A 20,196-nucleotide genomic window follows, 5' to 3' on the forward strand; every position below is an offset into this window, starting at 1 on the left:
GAGTCTGCCGAAGTGGTCTAACAAAGTCCAGCGATAGTGGATCTTCCAATGGGCCAATTGACCTCGCAGGATGGAGGACATGACCACTTCTGCAACTCCCCCCACCAACGCCAGCCCGAGCACCGACCGCGTCAAGCGCGGTCTCGCCGAGATGCTCAAGGGCGGCGTGATCATGGACGTCGTCACACCCGAGCAGGCCCGCATCGCTGAGGATGCCGGCGCCGTCGCGGTCATGGCGCTCGAGCGCGTTCCCGCCGACATTCGTGCCCAGGGCGGCGTCGCCCGCATGAGCGACCCCGACCTCATCGACGCGATCATCGCCGAGGTGTCGATACCCGTCATGGCCAAGGCCCGCATCGGCCACTTCGTCGAGGCGCAGGTGCTCCAGTCGCTCAAGGTCGACTACATCGACGAGTCGGAGGTGCTCTCGCCGGCTGACTACGTCAACCACATCGACAAGTGGCAGTTTGACGTGCCCTTCGTCTGTGGCGCGACCAACCTCGGCGAGGCCCTGCGCCGCATCAACGAGGGCGCCGCGATGATTCGCTCGAAGGGCGAGGCCGGCACCGGCGACGTTTCGGAGGCGATGAAGCACATCCGCAAGATCAGCTCCGAGATCCGCGCCCTTTCGTCGCTCTCGAAGGACGAGCTCTACGTTGCCGCGAAGGAGCTCCAGGCCCCGTACGCCCTCGTCGAGGAGGTCGCGTCAACCGGCAAGCTGCCCGTCGTGATGTTCGTCGCCGGCGGCGTCGCGACCCCCGCCGACGCAGCGATGATGATGCAGCTCGGCGCCGACGGCGTGTTCGTCGGCTCGGGCATCTTCAAATCGGGCAACCCTGAGGCCCGGGCTGCCGCGATCGTCAAGGCGACGACCCTGTTCGAGAACGCCGACGTCATCGCCGAGGTCTCGCGCGGTCTTGGCGAGGCGATGGTCGGCATCAACGTCGCCGACCTCGCCCAGCCGCACCGCCTTTCCGAGCGCGGCTGGTGAGCCCCGCGCCGATCATCGGCGTGCTCGCGCTGCAGGGCGACGTGCGCGAGCACGCCCGGATGCTCGAGCAGCTCGGCGTGCGGGTGCGGCTCGTGCGCACCCCGGCCGAGCTCACCGAGGTCGACGCGCTCGTGTTGCCGGGAGGCGAGTCGAGCACGATTGACAAGCTTTCGCGCATCTTCGAGGTGGCCGAGCCGATTCGTGCGCGCATCGCCGAGGGGATGCCCGTGTTCGGCACCTGCGCCGGTCTGATCCTGCTCGCCGACCGCATCACCGACGCGGCCCCCGGGCAGCAGACGTTTGGCGGCCTCGACGTCACCGTGCAGCGCAACGCCTTCGGCTCGCAGCTCGACTCGTTCGAAGCCGAGGTCGTCTCGCCGATCGAGGGGGAGCAGCCCGCGACGGTCGCCTTTATTCGGGCGCCCATCGTCGTCGAGGTCGGCGAGCGAGCCGAGGCACTTGCTAGCGTTACGGGCGATCGGGTCGTCGCGGTGCGGCAGGGCAATCTGCTTGGCATCTCGTTCCATCCCGAGGTGACCGGCGATACGAGCTGGCACCGCCACTTCCTCGAACTCGTCGAGGAGGCCCGCTAACCGACCCCGAGGAGCCGCGCGTGACGCCGACGATCGATACCACGTTTACCCAGATTCGTGACCTCGTAAGCGCGTCACCCACCGCGTTCCACGCTGCCGAGGAGGTGGCCCGGCAGCTGACGCTGGCCGGGTTCACCCGGCTCGAGGAAACCGACGAGTGGCACCTCGCCGCGGGCGGCTACGTCGTCGTCCGCGACGGCGCCGTCATCGCCTGGGTGCTTCCCGAGCACCGTGCGGCCGCCGCGCCAGTGCATCTCGTCGGTGCGCACACCGACTCGCCCGGCTTCCGGCTCAAGCCGAGCCCCGCATCCGCCCGCGAGGGCTGGCAGACGGTCGGCGTTGAGGTCTACGGTGGCCCGCTGCTCAACTCGTGGCTCGACCGCGACCTACGCGTCGGGGCGCGGCTCGCCCTCGCCGACGGCAGCACCGTGCTCGCCCACACGGCCGACGGGGTCGCGCGCATCCCGCAGCTCGCGGTGCACCTCGACCGCGGCGTCAACGCCGACGGCGTCAAGCTCGATCGCCAGCAGCACACCCGGCCCATCGTCGGCCTCGACACCGCCGGCCAGCTCGTCGACGCGCTCGCCGCATCGGCCTCGGTCGACCCCGCCGCGGTCGTCGCGCTCGACGGCTTTGTGGTCGACGCGCAGGCGCCCGCGCGCATCGGCCTCGAGTCGAACCTGCTCGCGTCGGGCCGACTCGACAACCTTGTCAGCGTGCACGCCGGGCTGCGCGCGCTCATGTCGGCGACGAACCCCCAGGGCGCAATCCCGATGCTCGCCGCGTTCGACCACGAAGAGGTCGGTTCGGCCTCGCGCACGGGCGCGGCCGGGCCGTTCCTCGAGGACGTGCTCGCGCGCATCCGCGCTGGCCTCGGCGCGGAGGTCGAGACCGTGAAGCGCGCCAACGCCGCGAGCTGGAGCATCTCGAGTGATGTCGGCCACGCCGTGCACCCGAACTACCCGAGCCATCACGACGACGAGGTGCGCCCCCACGCCGGCCGTGGGCCGATCCTCAAGATCAACGCCGACCAGCGGTACACGACGGACGCGGCGGGCGAGGCCCTCTGGCACGGACTGTCGACGCGCGCCGGGGTGCCGGTGCAGCGATTCGTCTCGCGCAACTCGATTCCCTCGGGGTCGACCATCGGCCCCATCTCGGCCACCCGGCTCGGCTTCCGCACCGTCGACGTCGGCATCCCGATCCTGTCGATGCACTCGGCACGCGAGCTCGCCTCGCTCGAGGATGTGCTCGGCCTTGAGCGTGTCCTGCGCGAGTTCTTGGGCCAGTCGTAAGCGGAGGGTGGGCTCGGCCCGCTAAAATAAAGCGTTCAGCAAGCGCAATCGATTCAGGGGGAACCAATGTCGGGTCACTCCAAGTGGGCAACTACCAAGCACAAGAAGGCCGTTATCGACGCCAAGCGCGCGAAGGCCTTCGCTAAGTACATCAAGGTGATCGAGGTTGCCGCGCGTACTGGCGGCCCCGACCCCGACGGCAACCCCGCGCTCGCCGATGCGATTCAGCGCGCCAAGAAGATCTCGGTGCCGAACGACAACATCGACCGTGCCGTCAAGCGCGGCGGCGGCCTTACCGGTGAAGTCGTCTCGTACGACAGCATCATGTACGAGGCCTACGCTCAGGGCGGCGTCGCAATGCTCATCGAGTGTCTGACCGACAACCGCAACCGTGCGGCCGCCGAAACGCGACTCGCCGTGACGCGGTCGGGCGGCACCATGGCCGACCCGGGCTCGGTCGCGTTCAACTTCGAGCGCAAGGGCGTCATCGAGGTCGCAAAGCGCTCCGGCGAGCCGAGCGAAGACGACATCCTGCTCGCCGGCCTCGACGCCGGCCTCGAAGAGGTCATCGACCACGGCGAGGCGTTCGAACTGCGCACCGAGGCCACCGACCTCGTCGCCGTCCGCACCGCGCTGCAGGAGGCCGGCATCGACTACGAGTCGGCCGAGGCGGAATTTGTCGCGAACGTGCTCGTGCCGGTCGACCTCGAGACCGCGAAGAAGGTGCTCGGCGTGATTGACGCGGTCGAGGACCTCGACGACGTGCAGAACGTCTACACGAACATGGAGATCCCGAGCGACGTGCAGGAGCAGCTCGACGCTGAATAGCGGCGAGCGATCCCGCGTGGCCCAACGCATCCTCGGCATCGATCCCGGTCTCACCCGTTGTGGGGCCGGGATCGTCGACGTTGGCCAGGCGCGTCGGGTCGACCTCGTGCACGTCGAGGTCATCCGCACGCCCACCGACGCCGAGCTCCAGCCGCGGCTCGGGCTCATCGGAGTCGCGGTCGAGCGGCTACTCGACGAGTATCGTCCCGAGGCGGTGTCGATCGAGCGCGTCTTCGCCGAGCAACGCAACCTCAACACCGTCATGGGCGTTGCACAGGTGACCGGCATCGTGATCCGCGAGGCGCACCGCCGTGGCATCGACGCCGAACTGCACACCCCATCCGAAGTCAAGGCGGCCGTGTCGGGCTACGGCAACGCCGACAAGGCCCAGGTGCAGCGCATGGTGCAGCGCATCCTGCGCCTGGATGCGCCGCCGAAGCCCGCCGACGCCGCCGACGCCCTCGCGCTCGCCATCTGCGCCGCGTGGCAGTCACCGCTCGCCCGCGTGCGCCCAGAGCAGCGCACCCACGGCTCCGGGCTCGGGCAGGTAAAGCCCGTCAGTGGCGCCACGCCGGCGCAGGAAGCTTGGCTCGCCGCCGAGCGTTCCGCGAATTCGGGTCGCCGACGCCTACGCTGAATTAGTGATTTCTCAGCTCACCGGAACGGTGTCCTACGTCGGCGCCACGCGCGCCATCATCACGGTCGGTGGCGTCGGATTCGATGTGCTCGTCACCGCGACGCACGCGCTCGAGCTGCGCGTCGGCGCCGAGCTCACGCTGACCTGCACGCTCATCGTGCGTGAGGACTCGCTGACGCTCTACGGTTTCCGGGATGCGCGCGAGCGCGAAGTTTTCGGGTTGCTCACGTCGGTCACGGGCGTCGGCCCGAAGTCGGCAATGGGCGTGCTCGCGCAGCTGCGACCCGACGAACTCGCGACGGCGGTCGAGAACGAAGACCTCGCGGTCTTCAAGAAGGTCTCGGGCGTCGGCCCGAAGACGGCAAAGCTCATCACGGTGCAGCTCAAGGGCAAGCTCTCGGGTGTCACCGTTTCGGGGACCACCGGGGGAGCCACGGTCTCCGGTTCGACCCGCGACGACGTGGTTGAGGCGCTCATCGGACTCGGCACGCCACAGAAACAGGCGCAGGAGGCCGTCGAGCGTGCGAGCGAGGGCGCCGCCGGGGTCGACGTGCCCATGCTGCTTCGCGCCGCGCTACGAGAGCTCGGCGGTGCGCGATGACCCAGAGCCCGCTCGACGCGCAACGGAACGACGGCGAACTCGAGTTTGAGTCGACGCTGCGTCCGCGGCTGCTCGATGAATTCATCGGCCAGGAGAAGGTGCGCGAGCAGCTGCACCTGCTGCTGCGGGCCGCGGAGCTGCAGCACCGCACGCCAGATCACATCCTGCTTGCGGGTCCGCCCGGACTCGGCAAGACGACCCTCGCGATGATCGTGGGCCAAGAGACAGGGCAGGCGCTGCGACTCACCTCGGGGCCCGCGCTGCAGAACGCGGGCGACCTCGCGGCCGTGCTCTCGAGCATGGTGCCGGGCGAGGTGCTGTTCATCGACGAGATTCACCGCATGGCCCGCACGGCCGAAGAAATGCTCTACCTCGCGATGGAGGACTTCCGCATCGACATCATGGTCGGCAAGGGTGCGGGAGCGCAGTCGGTGCCGCTTGAGCTTGCGCCGTTTACCGTCGTCGGCGCCACCACCCGCTCGGGCCTGCTGCCCGCGCCGCTGCGCGATCGCTTCGGCTTCACGGCGCACCTCGAGTTCTACGCCGACAACGAGCTCGAGCGCGTGCTGACCCGCACGGCGCGCCTGCTCGACCTGGATGCTCGGCCCGGGGCCCTCGACGTGCTCGCGTCGCGCTCGCGGGGCACGCCCCGCATCGCGAACCGGCTGCTGCGTCGCGTGCGCGACTACGCGCTCGTCCACGATCGCCCGATCGACGACGTCGCCGTGGGCGAGGCGCTCGCCCTCTACGACGTCGACGGCCTCGGCCTCGATCGGCTCGACCGCGCGGTGCTCGACACGCTCATCCGCCGCTTCGAGGGCGGCCCCGTCGGCGTGCGCACGCTCGCCGTCACGGTGGGCGAGGAGGCCGACACCGTCGAGGCCGTCGTCGAGCCGTTCCTCGTGCGCACCGGGCTGATTGCGCGCACCCAGCGCGGCCGTATCGCAACACCTGCCGCCTACGAGCACCTTGGCGTACGGCCAGGTGCCCTATAATCGTCACGTTTATCGAGCTTTCAGCTCGCTGCGCGATCCCTCACCCCACACGAACACTTCTGGAGTCACTTTATGGATCTCATGCTCGTCCTTCCCCTGCTGCTGCTCGTCGTCATGATGGTCTTCATGTGGCGGAGCAACAAGAAGCGGCAGGCGCAGCAGCAGGAGATGCGTCAGCAGCTCGTGCCCGGCACCGAGGTCATGACCCAGGCCGGCATCTACGGCACCATTGTCGACATGGACGAAGCGAACAACGTCGTCACCATCGAGAGCGGCCCGGGCACCCAGCTGCGCGTGCACTCGGCGACCATCGTCAACGTCGTGACGCCGACCGTGCCCGACGACGCCTCGTCGCTCACCGGTGAGGAGTCGGCCGACGACTTCAGCGAGCAGCTGGACGCAGAGACTGTCTCGCCCACCGACGCCGACACCTCGCTCGAGGCCGACTCGCGCTACGACGTCGACCCGGAGTCGACCGACGACGACGCTGCCGACGACGGCCGTTCGAAGCTCTAACCACGAAATTCAGCGCCGCGTCCGCGGCGTGAAAGGCACGATTCTTGGCAACCTCGAAACGATCCTCGCAGGCGGTGCGGGGAGCCAAATCCACCCTGCTCTGGTTCGGCATCATTCTCATCGTGCTCGGCGGCCTGAACTGGGCCTCTGTCGCGTTCCAGAATGGACAGTGGACCCCGAAGCTCGCCCTCGACCTTGAAGGTGGCACCCAGGTGGTGCTCGCGGCGCAGCTCCAGGAGGGTGCCGCCGCGCCCTCGGGCGACCAGATGGCGCAGGCAGCGTCGATCATCCGACAGCGCGTGGATGCCTCGGGCATCTCCGAGGCCGAGGTGACGACCCAGGGCGGCACGAATATCGTCGTGTCGGTTCCCGGCGAGCTCGATGCCGAGACCCAGAATCGCATCGAGTCGAGTGCCAAGCTCGAATTCCGCCCCGTGCTGTACACGGATTCGGCCTCGAACGTGCAGGTCGTCAAGCCCGAAGACTTCGGCATGGAGAGCTTCAACGCGACCCCGACCATCGAGCCGACCGATGGCTCCGATGTCGCCCAGCTGACCGACCAGCTCTTCGCCGACTTCCTCGCGTTCGACTGCGCCGACGTCATGAACGACCCCGAGGTCGCCGACCCCGAAGAGCCGATGATCGCCTGCGACGAGAGCGGCACCGAGAAATTCGTGCTTGGCCCCGTCGAGATCTCGGGCGAGCACATCAGCGACGCCACCTCGAGCATGGTGACGAACCAGCAGGGCGTCGCGACCGGCCAGTGGGGCGTCAACCTGCAGTTCGACGCCACCGGTACCGCCGAGTTCCGTGCGGTGACCGAGCGCCTCGTCGCGATTGGCGCGACGCCAGACCCGACCACGGGCATGGCCGACACCACCCGCTCGCGCTTCGCCGTGACCCTCGACGGCAACGTCATCGTCGCCCCGACCGCCAACGAGATCATCACCGACGGTAAGGCGCAGATCACCGGCAACTTCACCGAGCAGTCGGCGAAGGACCTCGCCGACCAGCTGAAGTTCGGCGCGCTGCCGTTCAGCTTCCAGACGCAGTCGACGCAGACCATCTCGGCGACCCTCGGCACCTGGCAGCTGCAGGCCGGCCTCATCGCGGGCGCGATCGGCCTCCTGCTCGTGCTGCTCTACTCGCTGCTGCAGTACCGCCTGCTCGGCCTCGTGACCATGGCGTCGCTCGTGTTCCTCGCGGTCGTCTCGTACCTCGTCGTCACGCTCATGTCGAATCAGGAGGGCTACCGCCTGTCGCTCGCCGGCGTCGCGGGCCTCATCGTGGCGATCGGCATCACGGCCGACTCGTTCATCGTCTACTTCGAGCGCATCAAGGATGAGCTGCGCGAGGGCCGCTCGCTACCGTCGGCCGTCGAGCGCGGCTGGGCGCGCGCGATCCGGACGATCCTCGCCTCGGATGCGGTGAACCTGCTCGTCGCGATCGTCCTGTTCTTCGTCGCGGTCGGCAACGTGCGCGGCTTCGCGATCACGCTCGGCATCACGACGCTCATCGACCTCTTCGTCGTGACGATGTTCACCCACCCGCTCATGCGCCTGCTGGCCACCACGAAGTTCTTCGGCGGCGGGCATCCGGCCTCGGGCCTCGACCCGCGCGCGCTCGGCGCCGCGTACCGCGGCCGGGGAGAGTTCCGCCGCGCGTCGACGGTCAAGAAGACGAAGGCCCAGGCGTCCGCGAAGGAGGCCGAGCGCCGCCAGTCACTGGCGGAACGTAAGGCAGCCGAGGCCGCCGCGAAGGGGGAGAAGTAATGAAGCGCTTCACGCAGTGGGGTAACGAGCTCTACACCGGCGAGACCTCGATCGGCTTCATCCGCCGACGCAACACGTGGTTCGTCGTCGCGATCCTGTTGATCTGCCTTTCGGTGGCATCGCCGTTCCTGCGGGGTGGCTTCAACTTCGGCATCGAGTTCACCGGCGGTTCGGAGTTCCAGGTGAGCGCGCCGACGAGCCAGGACCAGACGCTCGCGACCGACGACGTCGCCGCATACAGCGAAACGCCCGCGCGCGTGCAGCAGCTCGGCGACGGCTCGATTCGCGTACAGACCGACACCCTGACGCAGGAGCAGAACAACGCGCTCCGCGCCGACCTCGCGGAGTCGTATGGCACGACGGTCGAGAACGTCGCGGTGTCGACGATTGGCCCGTCGTGGGGCGCCGACATCACGCGTCAAATGGTCATCGGCATCATCGTGTTCCTCCTGCTGGCTGCGGCGCTCATGTCGTTCTACTTCCGCACCTGGAAGATGGCCGTGGCCGCGATCCTCGCGCTGTTCCACGACCTCATCGTGACGGCAGGTGTGTACGCGCTCACGGGCGTTGAGATCACGCCGGCGGCGGTCATCGGCTTCCTCACGATCCTCGGCTACTCGCTCTATGACACGGTCGTGGTGTTCGACAAGGTGCGCGAGAACACGGCGAACTACGGTCCGGGCAGCGCCCGCACCTTCGCCGAGTCGGTGAACCTCGCGATCAACCAGACCCTCGTGCGCTCGATCAACACCTCGGTCGTCGCGCTCCTGCCCGTCATGGCGATTCTCTTCATCGGTGCGTTTGTCATGGGCGCCGGTACGCTTCGCGACATTTCGCTCGCGCTGTTCATCGGCATCCTCGTCGGCGCGCTCTCGACGATCTTCCTGGCGGGCCCGCTTTACTCGGCCCTGCGTGCGCGTGAGCCCAAGATCCGCGAGACCGACGCCGAGATTCGCCGCCGACGCGACGCGGGCATCGAGCCCGACGCGGAGCCCGAGCATGAGGACGACGACGCCGACGGCGAACCGGCCCGCCCCGAGCGCGAGAACGACGGCGCTCAGGTATAAACTCGCACTTCTAGGTACCTCGCGGTGGCGGGGTGGTGAGGAAAGGCGGGCGGGATGAGCGAAGCGAGTTCGCTGTCGATGCGTCGGCTCGTGCCGCGGATCTTTACGAAGTCGGCGTCAGCGCCCGCGATTGAGCGGCTCGTGCGCGTCCTGCGGGGCCACGACTCGCGAGCCGATATCGGCCTCGTGCAACGTGCCTATGAGGTCGCCGTTCGCTTTCACGAGGGGCAGTTCCGCCGCAGCGGCGAGCCCTACATCACCCACCCCATCGCCGTCGCCGAGATCCTCGCGGGGCTCGGCATCGGCCCCGTCACGATCGCCGCTGCCCTCCTCCACGACACGGTGGAGGACACCGACTACTCGCTCGATCAGCTCCGCGAGGAGTTCGGTGACGAGATCGCGATGCTCGTCGACGGCGTCACGAAGCTCGACAAAGTCACCTATGGCGACGCTGCGCAGGCGGAGACGGTCCGCAAGATGATCGTCGCGATGTCGAAAGACATTCGCGTGCTCGTCATCAAGCTCGCCGACCGGCTCCACAATGCCCGCACGTGGGGCTTCATGCCTCCCGAGAAGGCACAGAAGAAGGCCACCGAGACCCTCGAGATCTACGCGCCCCTCGCCCATCGCATGGGTATTCAGGCGATGAAGAACGAGCTCGAGGAACTCTCGTTCGCGGTGCTGCACCCCAAGATCTACTCCGAGATCGAACACCTCGTGAAGGATCGCCAGCCGCAACGACAGCGCTACCTCGACCGAGTGATGAAAGAGGTCCGCGGCGACTTGCGCGATATGCGGGTACGTGGCCAGGTGAACGGGCGCCCGAAGGAGCTCTACTCGATTTACCAGAAGATGGTGGTGCGCGGCCGCGACTTTGACGAGATCTATGACCTCGTGGCGATCCGCATCATCGTCGACACGGTGCGCGACTGCTACGCCGTGCTCGGCGCGATCCACGCCCGCTGGACCCCGATGCCTGGCCGGTTTAAGGACTACATCGCGACGCCCAAGTTCAACCTCTACCAGTCGCTCCACACGATCGTGATCGGGCCCGACGGCAAGGCCGTCGAGATCCAGATTCGCACCCACGAGATGCACCAGCGCGCCGAATTCGGTGTTGCCGCTCACTGGCTCTACAAGCAGAACATGCAGAACGGCCAGTCGGCGCGAGGCTCGGGTGTGACGAGCGAGATGGCCTGGCTCGAGCGCATCAACGATTGGCAGCAAGAGACGAGCGACTCCGACGAGTTCCTCGACTCACTCCGCTTCGAGATCGGGGCGAAGGAGGTCTACGTATTCACGCCGCAGGGCAAGGTCATCGGCCTGCCGCAGTCGGCGACGCCGGTCGACTTCGCATACGCGATTCACACCGATGTCGGGCACCGCACGATGGGCGCGAAAGTTAATGGCCGACTCGTGCCGCTCGAGACGAAGCTGCAGAACGGCGACACTGTCGAAATCTTCACTTCGAAGAACCCGGATGCGGGGCCCAAGCAGGACTGGCTTGGGTTCGTCGCGTCGCCGCGGGCCCGCAATAAGATTCGCCAGTGGTTCTCGAAGGAGCGCCGTGACGAGGCGATCGAGCTCGGCAAGGAGCAGGTCGCCAAGGAGATGCGCAAGGTCAACATGCCGATGACCCGCGACATCGTGCAGGAGGCCTTCGAGACCGTCGCCTCGACCCTGCGGTACGTTGACGTCTCGGGGCTCTACGCCGCCGTCGGCGAGGGCCACGTGTCGGCAAAGTCGGTCATCGAGAAGATCCAGAACGAACTCAGCGCCGATCAGGAAGTCGACGAAGAGCTCGGCGACCGCCACATCACGGGCAGCCCGATCAGCCAGCCGGCCGTGAGCGACTCCGGAGTGCTCGTGCGGGGCTCACCCGACATCCTCGTCAAGGTCGCGAAGTGTTGCACGCCAGTGCCGGGGGACGAGATTGTCGGCTTCATCACGCGCGGCCAGGGCGTGTCGGTGCACCGCACCGACTGCCGCAACGTCACCTCGCTCGAGCTGCAGCCCGAACGCATGATCGACGTCGAGTGGGCGGCGAGCTCGAAGGCCGTGTTCCTCGTGAACATCCAAGTCGAGGCGCTCGACCGGGGCGGCCTGCTCAGCGACATCAGCCGCGTGCTCTCGGAGCACCACGTGAACATCCTTTCGGCGACGGTGCACACGTCACGCGACCGGCTGGCGATCTCGAAGTTCTCGTTCCAGATGGGTGACACGACGCATCTCGACCGACTGCTCGGGGCCGTGCGCCACATCGACGGCATCTACGACGTCTATCGCGTGCACAACGGGTAGCCCGGCGATCAGCTCGAGCGCGGCGGCGAACTCGCCGGCCTCGAGGGCGTCGAGGATCGTGCGCGCCGGGCTGGTGATCGTCAGCCCTGCGAGGCGGCGCACCTCGCGCGGCGCGTAGGTGCCGTAGCGGGGCGCGACACCGGGCAGGTCGAGGGTCGCGCGCCAACTGCGCCGCGTGATTTCGACCACGCCCGGCGCCGAACCGCCGAGATAGACCCAGCGTGCGGCGGCGCCACTCACGACGCGGCCCTCGAGACGTACCGACCAGAGACTGCGGGCGCGGTCGCGCAGCGTCGGCGGCTCGTCGAGCGGCAGATAGAACTCGAAGCCCGGGATGCCGTGGCGCGAGATTTCGCCCGCGCGCCACATGTGCTGCAGCTCGGTCGGGGTGAACTCGTCGAGTTCGGCGGGGGAGATGGTTTCCATGCCGGCATCCTGCCGGAAAACGATGGTGCCGGGCTGCGTTGTCCACAGCCCGGCACGGTCGAGTTGAGCGAGGAGCTTAGCCCTCGATGGCGCGCAGCCACGCCTGGCGGGCGGCGAGCGCCTCCTCTGCATCCTTGAGGCGCTTCGGGTTGCCCGACTCCTTCGCGGCGGCCACGTCGGCCTCGAGCTTCGCGATCGCGTCGTGGAGCTGCGAGGTCATGCCCGACTGGCGTGCCTGCTTCTCGGGGTTCGAGTTCGCCCAGTGGTCGTCGTCGAGCTTGCGCACGTGCGCCTCGATGCGGCGCAACTGCTCCTCGACGTCGCGGAAGCGGTCGCGCGGCACGCGGCCAACCGCATCCCAGCGGTCCTGCACGTGGTTGAGGCGCTCGCGCGCCTGACGGCGGTCGGTGATGTCGAGAATCGGCTTCGCGTCGTCGAGGATCGCGAGCTTGAGCGTCAGGTTCTCCTGGTACTCGGCGTCGTCCTGCGCATCCACCTCGGCCTTCGCCTGGTAGAGCACGTCGCCGGCGGCCTTGAACTTCGCCCAGAGCGCGTCGTCGTGCTTGCGGCCGGCCCGGCCGACGGTCTTCCACTCGTCGAGCAGTCGGCGGTACTCCTGCACGCCGTCGGCACCCTTCGGCGCGAGCGCCTCGGCGCGCGCGATGATGTCCTGCTTCGCGTCGCGCGCGGCGCGGTGCTCACTGTCGAGGTGGGCGAAGAACTTGCGACGCTCGGTGTCGAGGGTCGTGCGTGCCACGCGGAAGCGCTTCCAGAGGGCGTTCGCGTCGGCCTTCGGCAGGCGCGGGCCGGTCTTCTGGTGGTCTTGCCACTTCGCGAACAATTCCTCGACCTTCGCCGAGGTCTGCTTCCACTGAATCGAGCTCGGGTCTTGCGCGGCGAGCGTCTCGGCCTCGACGACGATCGACTCGCGGTAGGTCATCGCCTCGCTCACTGCTTCGCGGTGCTCTTCCTGCTGCTTCTCGCCGAGCTCGGCAACCTCGCCGCCGAGGGCGTCAAGGCGGGTGCGCAGGGCGGCGAAGTCGCCGACGGCGCTCGCGCCGTCGAGCTGGCCGCGCAGTGCCTTCACCGAGCGGGCGATGTCATTCGGGTTGGCGCCGGCCTTCGAGCGCTGCTCGAGCAGCGACACCTGTGCGGCGAGGTCGTCGAACTTGCGCACGAAGTAGTCGAGTGCTTCTTGCGGGGTGCCGTCGGGGTACTGACCCACCTGGCGTTCCTGTCCGTCCTCGGTTACGAAAACCGTCCCGTCGGCTTCTACTCGGCCAAATGGGTGCTCGGGCAGTCCAGTCATGTTGGGGAATTCCTTGATCGTCATCGATGGAATGGAGACTCAACAGAGTCTTGGCGGTACGGCAATGCTATTGCATGGCGGTGGGCGGGCCTGACCCCGCGTTGTTGGCTATTCGACGGTGATGTCGGTGATGACGGCGGGCGCGACGGGCGTGCCGTCCGTGGTCGGGCCGCTCGAGGGGTCAACACCCTCGTCGACGATCTGCGCCTGCAGCTCGTCGAGGCCGCTCGTGACCTGGCCGATCACCGAGTAGCCGGGGGCGGGCAGCTCGGTGTCTTCGTAGACGATGAAGAACTGCGAGCCCATTGAGTCCTCGGCCTGGCCGCGGGCCATCGCGATGGTGCCGGCGGGGTAGACGCCGTCCTCGGGGATGTTCTCGAGCGGACCGAACTGGTAGCCGGGGCCGCCGGTGCCGTCGCCGCTCGGGTCGCCGCACTGGAGCACGTAGAGGCCCTCGGTGGTGAGGCGGTGGCAGGAGGTCTCGTCGTAGAAGTCCTTCTGCGCGAGGTCGATGAGGTTCGCGGTCGCCTGCGGCGCGTTGACGCCGTCGAGGGTGATGCCGAGCTCGAAGGCGCCGTCGTTGAAGTCGATCGTGCCGGTCCACTCGCGGTCCTCGGCGATCGACGCGTCGGGCACCGCCGCATCCGGCGCCGCGGTCTCGACCGGCGCGGTCGTCTCAGCGGCCGGCGAGGCGGCGAATCCGCCGGTGGTGGTGAACGCAACCTGCCCACCGACGGCGACGAGGGCGGCGACGACCAGGGCGATGATGCCCTTGCGGTTGTCGGTGCGGCGACGGTCAGTCTGCACGTCATGCACGACAATTCGTGCCTCGTGCTCGCGCTGACGGCGCCGCAATTCCTTCGCGTTCTCTGCCACGGTTCTCCTTCGGCTGGGCATTCGACCCATGCAGCTTACTAACATTAGTGACGATGACTGGTCAGGTGACGCTTGGAAGCGACGGTGTCGCGCCGCTTGCTGCGCGCATGCGGCCGCGGGATCTCGATGAGGTAGTGGGGCAAGAGCACCTGCTGCGGCCGGGGTCGCCGCTGCGGCGGCTCGCGAGCGCCGAGGTGGCGGACAACGCTGGCACCTCGGTGATTCTTTGGGGACCGCCCGGCACCGGCAAGACGACGATCGCGCAGGCGCTGGCCAACAGCGGCGGGCGGCGGTTCGTGCAGCTCTCCGCGATCTCGGCGGGGGTGAAGGACGTTCGGGCCGTCATGGACGAGGCCCTGCGTCAGCGCGACTTCTACGACGAAGGCACTGTGCTCTTCCTCGATGAGATCCACCGCTTTACTAAGGCACAGCAGGATGCGCTGCTGCCAGGGGTCGAGCAGGGCTGGGTCACGCTCGTGGCCGCGACGACCGAAAACCCGTCGTTCTCGGTGATCTCGCCGCTGCTCTCCCGCTCGCTGCTGCTCACGCTGCGCTCGCTCGACGATGCCGATCTGGCCGGGCTGCTTGATCGCGCCGTGAGCGACAAGCGCGGCCTCGACGGCGCCGTCGGCCTCGATGAGGATGCTCGCGCCGCGATCGTGCGCATGGCGAGCGGGGATGCGCGCCGCGCGCTGACCACGCTGGAAGCCGCGGCCGCCGGCGCGCAGGCCGCCGAGCATCCGACCATCACCGCCGAAGACGTCGAGAGCGCGAGCGACCAGGCACTGCTGCGCTACGACCGGCAGGGCGACGAACACTACGACGTCATCTCGGCGTTCATCAAGTCGATTCGGGGCTCTGACCCGGATGCGGCGCTGCACTACCTCGCGCGCATGATCGTCGCGGGGGAGGACCCCCGCTTTATCGCGCGGCGCCTCATGATCTCGGCCTCGGAGGACATCGGCATGGCCGACCCGCAGGCCATGGTGATCGCGGAGTCGGTGGCGAGCACCGTCGCGCTCATCGGTATGCCAGAGGGGCAGATTCCGCTCGCGAACGCGACCGTCTATCTCGCGACCGCGCCGAAGTCGAACGCCTCGTACACCGGCATCGGCGCCGCGATCGCCGACGTGAAGGCAGGCAACGCGGGGCGCGTGCCGATGCACCTGCGCGATGCCCACTACCCGGGCGCGAAGCGGCTCGGCCACGGTAAGGGCTACGCGTATCCGCACGATGACCCAATCGGCGTCGTCGAACAGCAATACCTGCCCGACACGCTGCGGGATCGCGTCTACTATTCACCGACCGAGCACGGCTGGGAGCGGGAAATCACGCAGCGGCTCGACAAACTGCGCCGCATCACCCGCGGGGACGCGGGCTAAGCGCGTGCCGTGGTAAGCTAGTTCGGTTCATTTGACGCCTCGTCCACAGGGAGAGGCGGAGAGCACTATTTGTCTGCACGCTCACGCGTGTCATGCGAACATCAGAAAGGAAGACTTCGTGTCGAAGAAGTCGCGTACCCGTTCGAAGGTGCGTCTGTCGCGCGCCCTCGGCGTTGCACTTACCCCCAAGGCCGCCCGTCTCATGGAGAAGCGTCCCTACGCTCCCGGTGAGCACGGCCGCACCCGCCGCAAGACCGACAGTGACTACGCTGTCCGCCTGCGCGAGAAGCAGCGTCTGCGCGCCCAGTATGGCCTGCGCGAGAAGCAGCTTCAGATCGTCTTCTCGGAGGCTCGCCGCAGCGCCGGCCTGACCGGTGAGAACCTCGTCGAGCTGCTCGAGCAGCGCCTCGACGCCCTCGTCGTGCGTGCCGGCTTCGCCCGCACCACCGCGCAGGCGCGTCAGCTCGTCGTGCACCGCCACATCCTCGTCGACGGCAAGATCGTCGACCGCCCCTCGTTCCGCGTGCAGCCGGGCCAGACCATCGGCGTCAAGTCGCGCTCGGAGGACCTCGAGATCTTCCAGGTTGCCGCTGCTGGTGGCCACGCCGAGGTGCTCCCGGCCGTGCCGGGTTACCTCGAGGTGCAGCTCGACAAGCTCCAGGCGAAGCTCGTGCGTCGCCCGAAGCGCGAAGAGGTGCCCATCACCTGTGAGGTCCAGCTCGTCGTTGAGTACTACTCGGGCCGCTAAGCGTCCCGAGCGGTCCTCAACCGCCCGCTAGCATAGAGAGCGGATCGCCCACCGGCGATCCGCTCTCGTCATTTCAGGTTCAGGAGAATTTCGCTATGTCAGGTGGTGACATCGCCGGGCTTATCGCTGCGGGCGCGTTCCTGCTACTCGTCGTGCTGCTTGCGGTGCCGATCATCAAGCTCGGTCGAGTGCTCGACGAAGTTCGCCGCGGTGTCGGCGACTCGGTCGACAGCATCACGCCGACGCTGATTGAGACGCAAGAGACCATGCGTGAGACGAACCGCCAGCTCGCGAAGGTCGACGCGATCACCGAACAGGTGCACGAGACCACCAGTAATGTGAACTCGCTTGTCGCGCTTACCGCCGCCACGGTCGGTGGCCCCCTCATCAAGCTGGCGGGCTTCTCCGCCGCGGCGGCGGCCGGGTTCCGCGCGTTGAAGCCGCAGCGCGGCTCGCGCAAGAAGTAGTCACTTTCCTCCGTCGTCCCTCCAAGGAGCTCATCGCACTATGCGTAACGTCGTTCGTTCCGTCGCACTCGTCGTCGGAGGCGTCGCCGCTGGCTTCGCCCTTGCCCACTTCATGAACTCGACGCCCCGAGGCCGCGCCGCGTTCGCCGCGGTGAACGAGTTCACCGTCGACTTCACCGAGGCGGTCAAGCAGGGCTACGAGGCCCGCACCGAAGCCATCTACGCCGCCATCGAAGCTAACGAAAAGTAAGAGTCCCGCACAGCCATGCTCACCGCCGAAATCAAGCGCCGCTTCCTCTCCTACTTTGAGGAGCGCGGCCACACCGTCGTCCCCTCCGCCTCGCTCGTCAGCGACGACCCCACGGTCATGTTCACGATCGCGGGCATGGTGCCGTTCATTCCATACATGACCGGCATGGTGCCAGCGCCGTACCCGCGTGCGACGAGCGTGCAGAAGTGCATCCGCACGAACGACATCGAGGAAGTCGGCAAGACGCCGCGCCACGGCACTTTCTTCCAGATGGGTGGCAACTTCTCATTCGGCGACTACTTCAAGCGCGAGGCGATCGAGTTCGCCTACACGCTCCTCACCAAGCCCCAGTCCGAGGGCGGCTTTGGTTTCAACCACGAAGACCTCTGGGTCACCGTGTACAAGGGCGATGACGAGGCGTACGACGCCTGGCTCGAGCTTTCCGAGATCCCGGCCGAACGCATCCAGCGCCTCGGCGAGGACACGAACTACTGGTCTGCTGGTAAGCCCGGCGGCCCCGCCGGTCCCGACTCGGAGATCTTCTTCGACCGCGGCCCTGCCTACGGCGTCGACGGCGGACCCGCGACCGATGACGACCGCTATGTCGAGATCTGGAACCTCGTGTTCATGCAGTACGAGCGAGGCGCCGACAACGGTGACGGCACGTTCGAGCTGCTCGGCGAGCTGCCGCAGCGCAACATAGACACCGGCATCGGCATCGAGCGCATCGCGTTCCTGCTGCAGGGCGTCGACAACATGTACGAGACCGACCAGGTGCGCCCCGTGCTCGACCGCGCGAGCGAGATGGCCGGCCGAAGCTACGGCGCGAACCACGAGGACGACGTGCGCCTGCGCGTCGTCGCCGACCACGTGCGCTCGTCGCTCATGCTCATCAGCGACGGCGTCCAGCCGAGCAACGAGGGCCGCGGGTACATCCTGCGCCGCCTGCTGCGCCGCGTCGTGCGCAACATGCGCCTCCTTGGCGTTGAGACGGCGACCTTCCCCGAGCTGTTTCCGGTGTCGATGCAAGCCATGCGCGACGCCTACCCCGAGGTCGAGGCCGATTTCGACCGCATCAGCCGCATCGCCTATGGCGAAGAGGTCACGTTCCTGCGCACCCTCGCGCAGGGCAACACGATCTTCGACGAGGCCGTGGCCAAAGCGAGCCAGGCGGGTTCGTCGGTGCTCGACGGAGAAACCGCGTTCAAGCTGCACGACACCTTCGGATTCCCCATCGATCTCACGCTCGAGATGGCCGAGGAGTCGGGCCTGCGCGTGAACCGCGACAAGTTCGACGAGCTGATGCGCGCGCAGGTCGAGCGCGCGAAGGCGGATGCTCGGGCGCGCCGTTCGGCGCTTGCTGACCTCAGCGTCTACAGCGACTTCCGCGCGCTCGGCGAGACCGCGTTTGTTGGCTACGACCAGCTCGAGACCGAGTCCGAAGTGCTCGGCATTATCGTCGACGGCGTGAGCGTCCAGGAGGCCGCGGCCGGCCAGACGGCCGAGCTCATCCTCGGAGAAACGACGCTCTACGCCGAGGCCGGTGGCCAGGACGCCGACCAAGGCTGGCTGCGCTCGCCCTCGGGCGGGTTCACTTCGCGCGTGCTCGACGTGCAGAAGCCCGTGCCGGGCCTCATCGCGCACACCGTTGACGTGACGCAGGGCACGATCGGGGTCGGCGAGCGCGTCGAGTCGGTCGTCGACGCGGTCTACCGCCGCCAGGCCTCCGAGGCCCACACCGCGACCCACCTCATCCACGCCGCCCTGCGCGACACACTCGGCGGGGATGCGCACCAGACCGGTTCATATAACAAAGCCGGCTACATGCGCCTCGACTTCTCGTGGAACGACGCGCTCTCGATCGAGACGCGTAGCGAGATCGAGGAGATCGCGAACGGCGCCGTGCGCCGCGACTACGAGGTCATCACCCGCGAGATGGCGCTCGACGAGGCGAAGGAGCTCGGCGCCCGCGCCCTCTTCGGCGAGAAGTATGGCGACCGGGTGCGCATGGTCGAGATCGGCGGCGCGTGGTCGCGCGAGCTCTGCGGTGGCACCCACGTCGACACGTCGGCGCAGGTTGGCATCGTCAATCTCATCGGTGAGTCAAGCGTGGGCGCGACGAACCGCCGCGTCGAGGCGCTCGTTGGCCGCAACGCCTTTGCCGAGTTCGCGACCGAGCGCGCGCTCGTCCGCGAACTTTCGAGCGGCCTGCGCGTGCCGCGGGAGCAGGTGACTACCCGCGTCAACGACCTGCTCGCCGACCTGAAGCAGGCGCAGAAACGCATTGCCGAGCTCGAGACGCAGCAGCTGCGCGCGCGCATCCCCGAACTCCTCGCAGGCGGTACCCGAGTGGGCAATGTGACGTTCATCGGCGCGTGGATCGGCGCTGTGGGCAGCGCCGACGACGTGCGCACCCTCGCGCTTGAACTGCGCGAGCGCGCCGGCAGCGAAGCTGTCGTCGTGGCGCTCGTCGGTCAAGCTGGCGAGAAGCCTTCGGTCGTCGTCGCCACGAACCAAGCCGCGCGCGACGCCGGCGCGAACGCTGGCGCCCTCGTCAAGGTCGCCTCGGGCGCGCTGGGCGGCGGCGGCGGCGGGAAGCCGGATGTCGCCCAGGGCGGCGGCCAAGATGCGTCAAAGCACGAGGACGCGCTCGCCGCGATCCGCGCGGCCCTGCAGGCCAACTAGTGCGCCGCGGCGTTCGCTTCGCCGTCGACGTCGGCAAAGCCCGCATCGGGGTCGCCCGCAGCGACCCCGATGGGCTGCTCGCCGTGCCCGTCGAAACGGTGAAGCGCGACCTCGAGGGTGACACGCACATCCGCCGACTCGTCGAACTCGTCGACGAGTACTCGGTGATGGAGGTCATCGTCGGTCACCCGCTTAACCTGCGCGGCGAGTCGACGCCCTCGACTGAGGATGCGATCGGCGTTGCGCGCGAGCTCGCGGCCGCGATGACAGCACCCGTGCGGCTGCTCGACGAGCGCCTCACGACGGTGTCGGCGGCGAAGCAGTTCCGCGCGAGCGGCAAACAGGCGTCGCGCTCGCGTGACCAAATCGACCAAGCCGCGGCAGTAGTACTGTTGCAAGACGCACTTGAGCGGGAACGCTCGAGCGGAATGCCGCCGGGCGCCGCACTCGACTAATC

General features: G+C 67.8%; 19 protein-coding genes. 17 read left to right on the forward strand and 2 right to left on the reverse strand.

Annotated elements, in window-relative coordinates:
• Positions 1-79 precede the first annotated feature (79 nt).
• The 11 genes from pdxS to EJL01_RS00800 all read left to right on the forward strand — a co-directional run bounded on the left by pdxS (position 80) and on the right by EJL01_RS00800 (position 11,596).
• Positions 80-991 carry a pyridoxal 5'-phosphate synthase lyase subunit PdxS gene (gene pdxS / locus EJL01_RS00750; protein WP_125105822.1) on the forward strand — a complete coding sequence of 304 codons (912 nt, stop codon included), beginning with the start codon at positions 80-82 and terminating at the stop codon, positions 989-991.
• A complete protein-coding gene (gene pdxT / locus EJL01_RS00755) occupies positions 988-1,584 on the forward strand; it encodes a pyridoxal 5'-phosphate synthase glutaminase subunit PdxT (protein WP_125105823.1) in 597 nt (198 codons plus the stop codon). Before pdxS ends, pdxT begins: the two co-directional genes overlap by 4 nt.
• 20 nt (positions 1,585-1,604) lie before the next feature.
• Positions 1,605-2,879 (forward strand): M18 family aminopeptidase, encoded by a 1,275-nt coding sequence (locus tag EJL01_RS00760; protein ID WP_125105824.1) that lies wholly within the window; start codon positions 1,605-1,607, stop codon positions 2,877-2,879.
• A gap of 66 nt (positions 2,880-2,945) precedes the next feature.
• Positions 2,946-3,707: a YebC/PmpR family DNA-binding transcriptional regulator gene (locus tag EJL01_RS00765; RefSeq protein WP_125105825.1), complete on the forward strand. Its 762-nt coding sequence runs from the start codon at positions 2,946-2,948 to the stop codon at positions 3,705-3,707.
• 16 nt (positions 3,708-3,723) lie between these two features.
• On the forward strand, positions 3,724-4,344 hold the full coding sequence (gene ruvC / locus EJL01_RS00770; protein ID WP_125105826.1) for a crossover junction endodeoxyribonuclease RuvC: 621 nt from the start codon (positions 3,724-3,726) through the stop codon (positions 4,342-4,344).
• A 4-nt stretch (positions 4,345-4,348) separates the two neighbouring features.
• The gene (gene ruvA / locus EJL01_RS00775; protein WP_125105827.1) at positions 4,349-4,945 is read left to right on the forward strand and encodes a Holliday junction branch migration protein RuvA; all 597 of its coding nucleotides are present in this window, start codon (positions 4,349-4,351) and stop codon (positions 4,943-4,945) included.
• On the forward strand, positions 4,942-5,940 hold the full coding sequence (gene ruvB / locus EJL01_RS00780; protein WP_125105828.1) for a Holliday junction branch migration DNA helicase RuvB: 999 nt from the start codon (positions 4,942-4,944) through the stop codon (positions 5,938-5,940). Before ruvA ends, ruvB begins: the two co-directional genes overlap by 4 nt.
• Before the next feature lie 81 nt (positions 5,941-6,021).
• The gene (gene yajC / locus EJL01_RS00785) at positions 6,022-6,456 is read left to right on the forward strand and encodes a preprotein translocase subunit YajC (protein ID WP_164509674.1); all 435 of its coding nucleotides are present in this window, start codon (positions 6,022-6,024) and stop codon (positions 6,454-6,456) included.
• Positions 6,457-6,500: 44 nt separating this feature from the next.
• Complete coding sequence (gene secD / locus EJL01_RS00790) at positions 6,501-8,228, forward strand: protein translocase subunit SecD (protein WP_241209065.1); 1,728 nt, start codon at positions 6,501-6,503, stop codon at positions 8,226-8,228.
• A complete protein-coding gene (gene secF, locus EJL01_RS00795) occupies positions 8,228-9,295 on the forward strand; it encodes a protein translocase subunit SecF (protein ID WP_125105830.1) in 1,068 nt (355 codons plus the stop codon). Before secD ends, secF begins: the two co-directional genes overlap by 1 nt.
• A gap of 54 nt (positions 9,296-9,349) precedes the next feature.
• Positions 9,350-11,596, forward strand: a complete 2,247-nt coding sequence (locus EJL01_RS00800) for a RelA/SpoT family protein (RefSeq protein ID WP_125105831.1) — start codon at positions 9,350-9,352, stop codon at positions 11,594-11,596.
• A gap of 502 nt (positions 11,597-12,098) precedes the next feature.
• On the opposite strand, the gene EJL01_RS00805 is transcribed toward EJL01_RS00800, so the two are convergent.
• Together EJL01_RS00805 and EJL01_RS00810 are read right to left on the reverse strand one after the other, a co-directional pair.
• Complete coding sequence (locus EJL01_RS00805; RefSeq protein ID WP_125107336.1) at positions 12,099-13,331, reverse strand: DUF349 domain-containing protein; 1,233 nt, start codon at positions 13,329-13,331, stop codon at positions 12,099-12,101.
• A 108-nt stretch (positions 13,332-13,439) separates the two neighbouring features.
• Positions 13,440-14,207, reverse strand: coding sequence for a peptidylprolyl isomerase (locus tag EJL01_RS00810; protein WP_241209066.1), 768 nt, complete (start codon positions 14,205-14,207; stop codon positions 13,440-13,442).
• A 53-nt stretch (positions 14,208-14,260) separates the two neighbouring features.
• Here EJL01_RS00810 and EJL01_RS00815 point away from each other — a divergent pair, with 53 nt between their 5' ends.
• From EJL01_RS00815 to ruvX, 6 genes are all read left to right on the forward strand, one after another.
• Positions 14,261-15,589 (forward strand): replication-associated recombination protein A, encoded by a 1,329-nt coding sequence (locus tag EJL01_RS00815; RefSeq protein ID WP_125105832.1) that lies wholly within the window; start codon positions 14,261-14,263, stop codon positions 15,587-15,589.
• Between the two features lie 118 nt (positions 15,590-15,707).
• Positions 15,708-16,337 (forward strand): 30S ribosomal protein S4, encoded by a 630-nt coding sequence (gene rpsD, locus EJL01_RS00820; RefSeq protein WP_125105833.1) that lies wholly within the window; start codon positions 15,708-15,710, stop codon positions 16,335-16,337.
• 95 nt (positions 16,338-16,432) lie between these two features.
• Positions 16,433-16,804 (forward strand): DUF948 domain-containing protein, encoded by a 372-nt coding sequence (locus EJL01_RS00825; protein WP_125105834.1) that lies wholly within the window; start codon positions 16,433-16,435, stop codon positions 16,802-16,804.
• Between the two features lie 40 nt (positions 16,805-16,844).
• The gene (locus tag EJL01_RS00830) at positions 16,845-17,054 is read left to right on the forward strand and encodes a Na+ dependent nucleoside transporter N-terminal domain-containing protein (protein WP_125105835.1); all 210 of its coding nucleotides are present in this window, start codon (positions 16,845-16,847) and stop codon (positions 17,052-17,054) included.
• Positions 17,055-17,069: 15 nt separating this feature from the next.
• Positions 17,070-19,739, forward strand: a complete 2,670-nt coding sequence (gene alaS, locus EJL01_RS00835; protein ID WP_125105836.1) for an alanine--tRNA ligase — start codon at positions 17,070-17,072, stop codon at positions 19,737-19,739.
• On the forward strand, positions 19,739-20,194 hold the full coding sequence (ruvX, locus tag EJL01_RS00840; protein ID WP_125105837.1) for a Holliday junction resolvase RuvX: 456 nt from the start codon (positions 19,739-19,741) through the stop codon (positions 20,192-20,194). The genes alaS and ruvX overlap by 1 nt, the downstream gene beginning before the upstream one ends.
• Positions 20,195-20,196: the final 2 nt, after the last annotated feature.

It is taken from the genome of Gulosibacter massiliensis (genome assembly GCF_900626105.1).
Lineage (GTDB): Bacteria > Actinomycetota > Actinomycetes > Actinomycetales > Microbacteriaceae > Gulosibacter > Gulosibacter sediminis.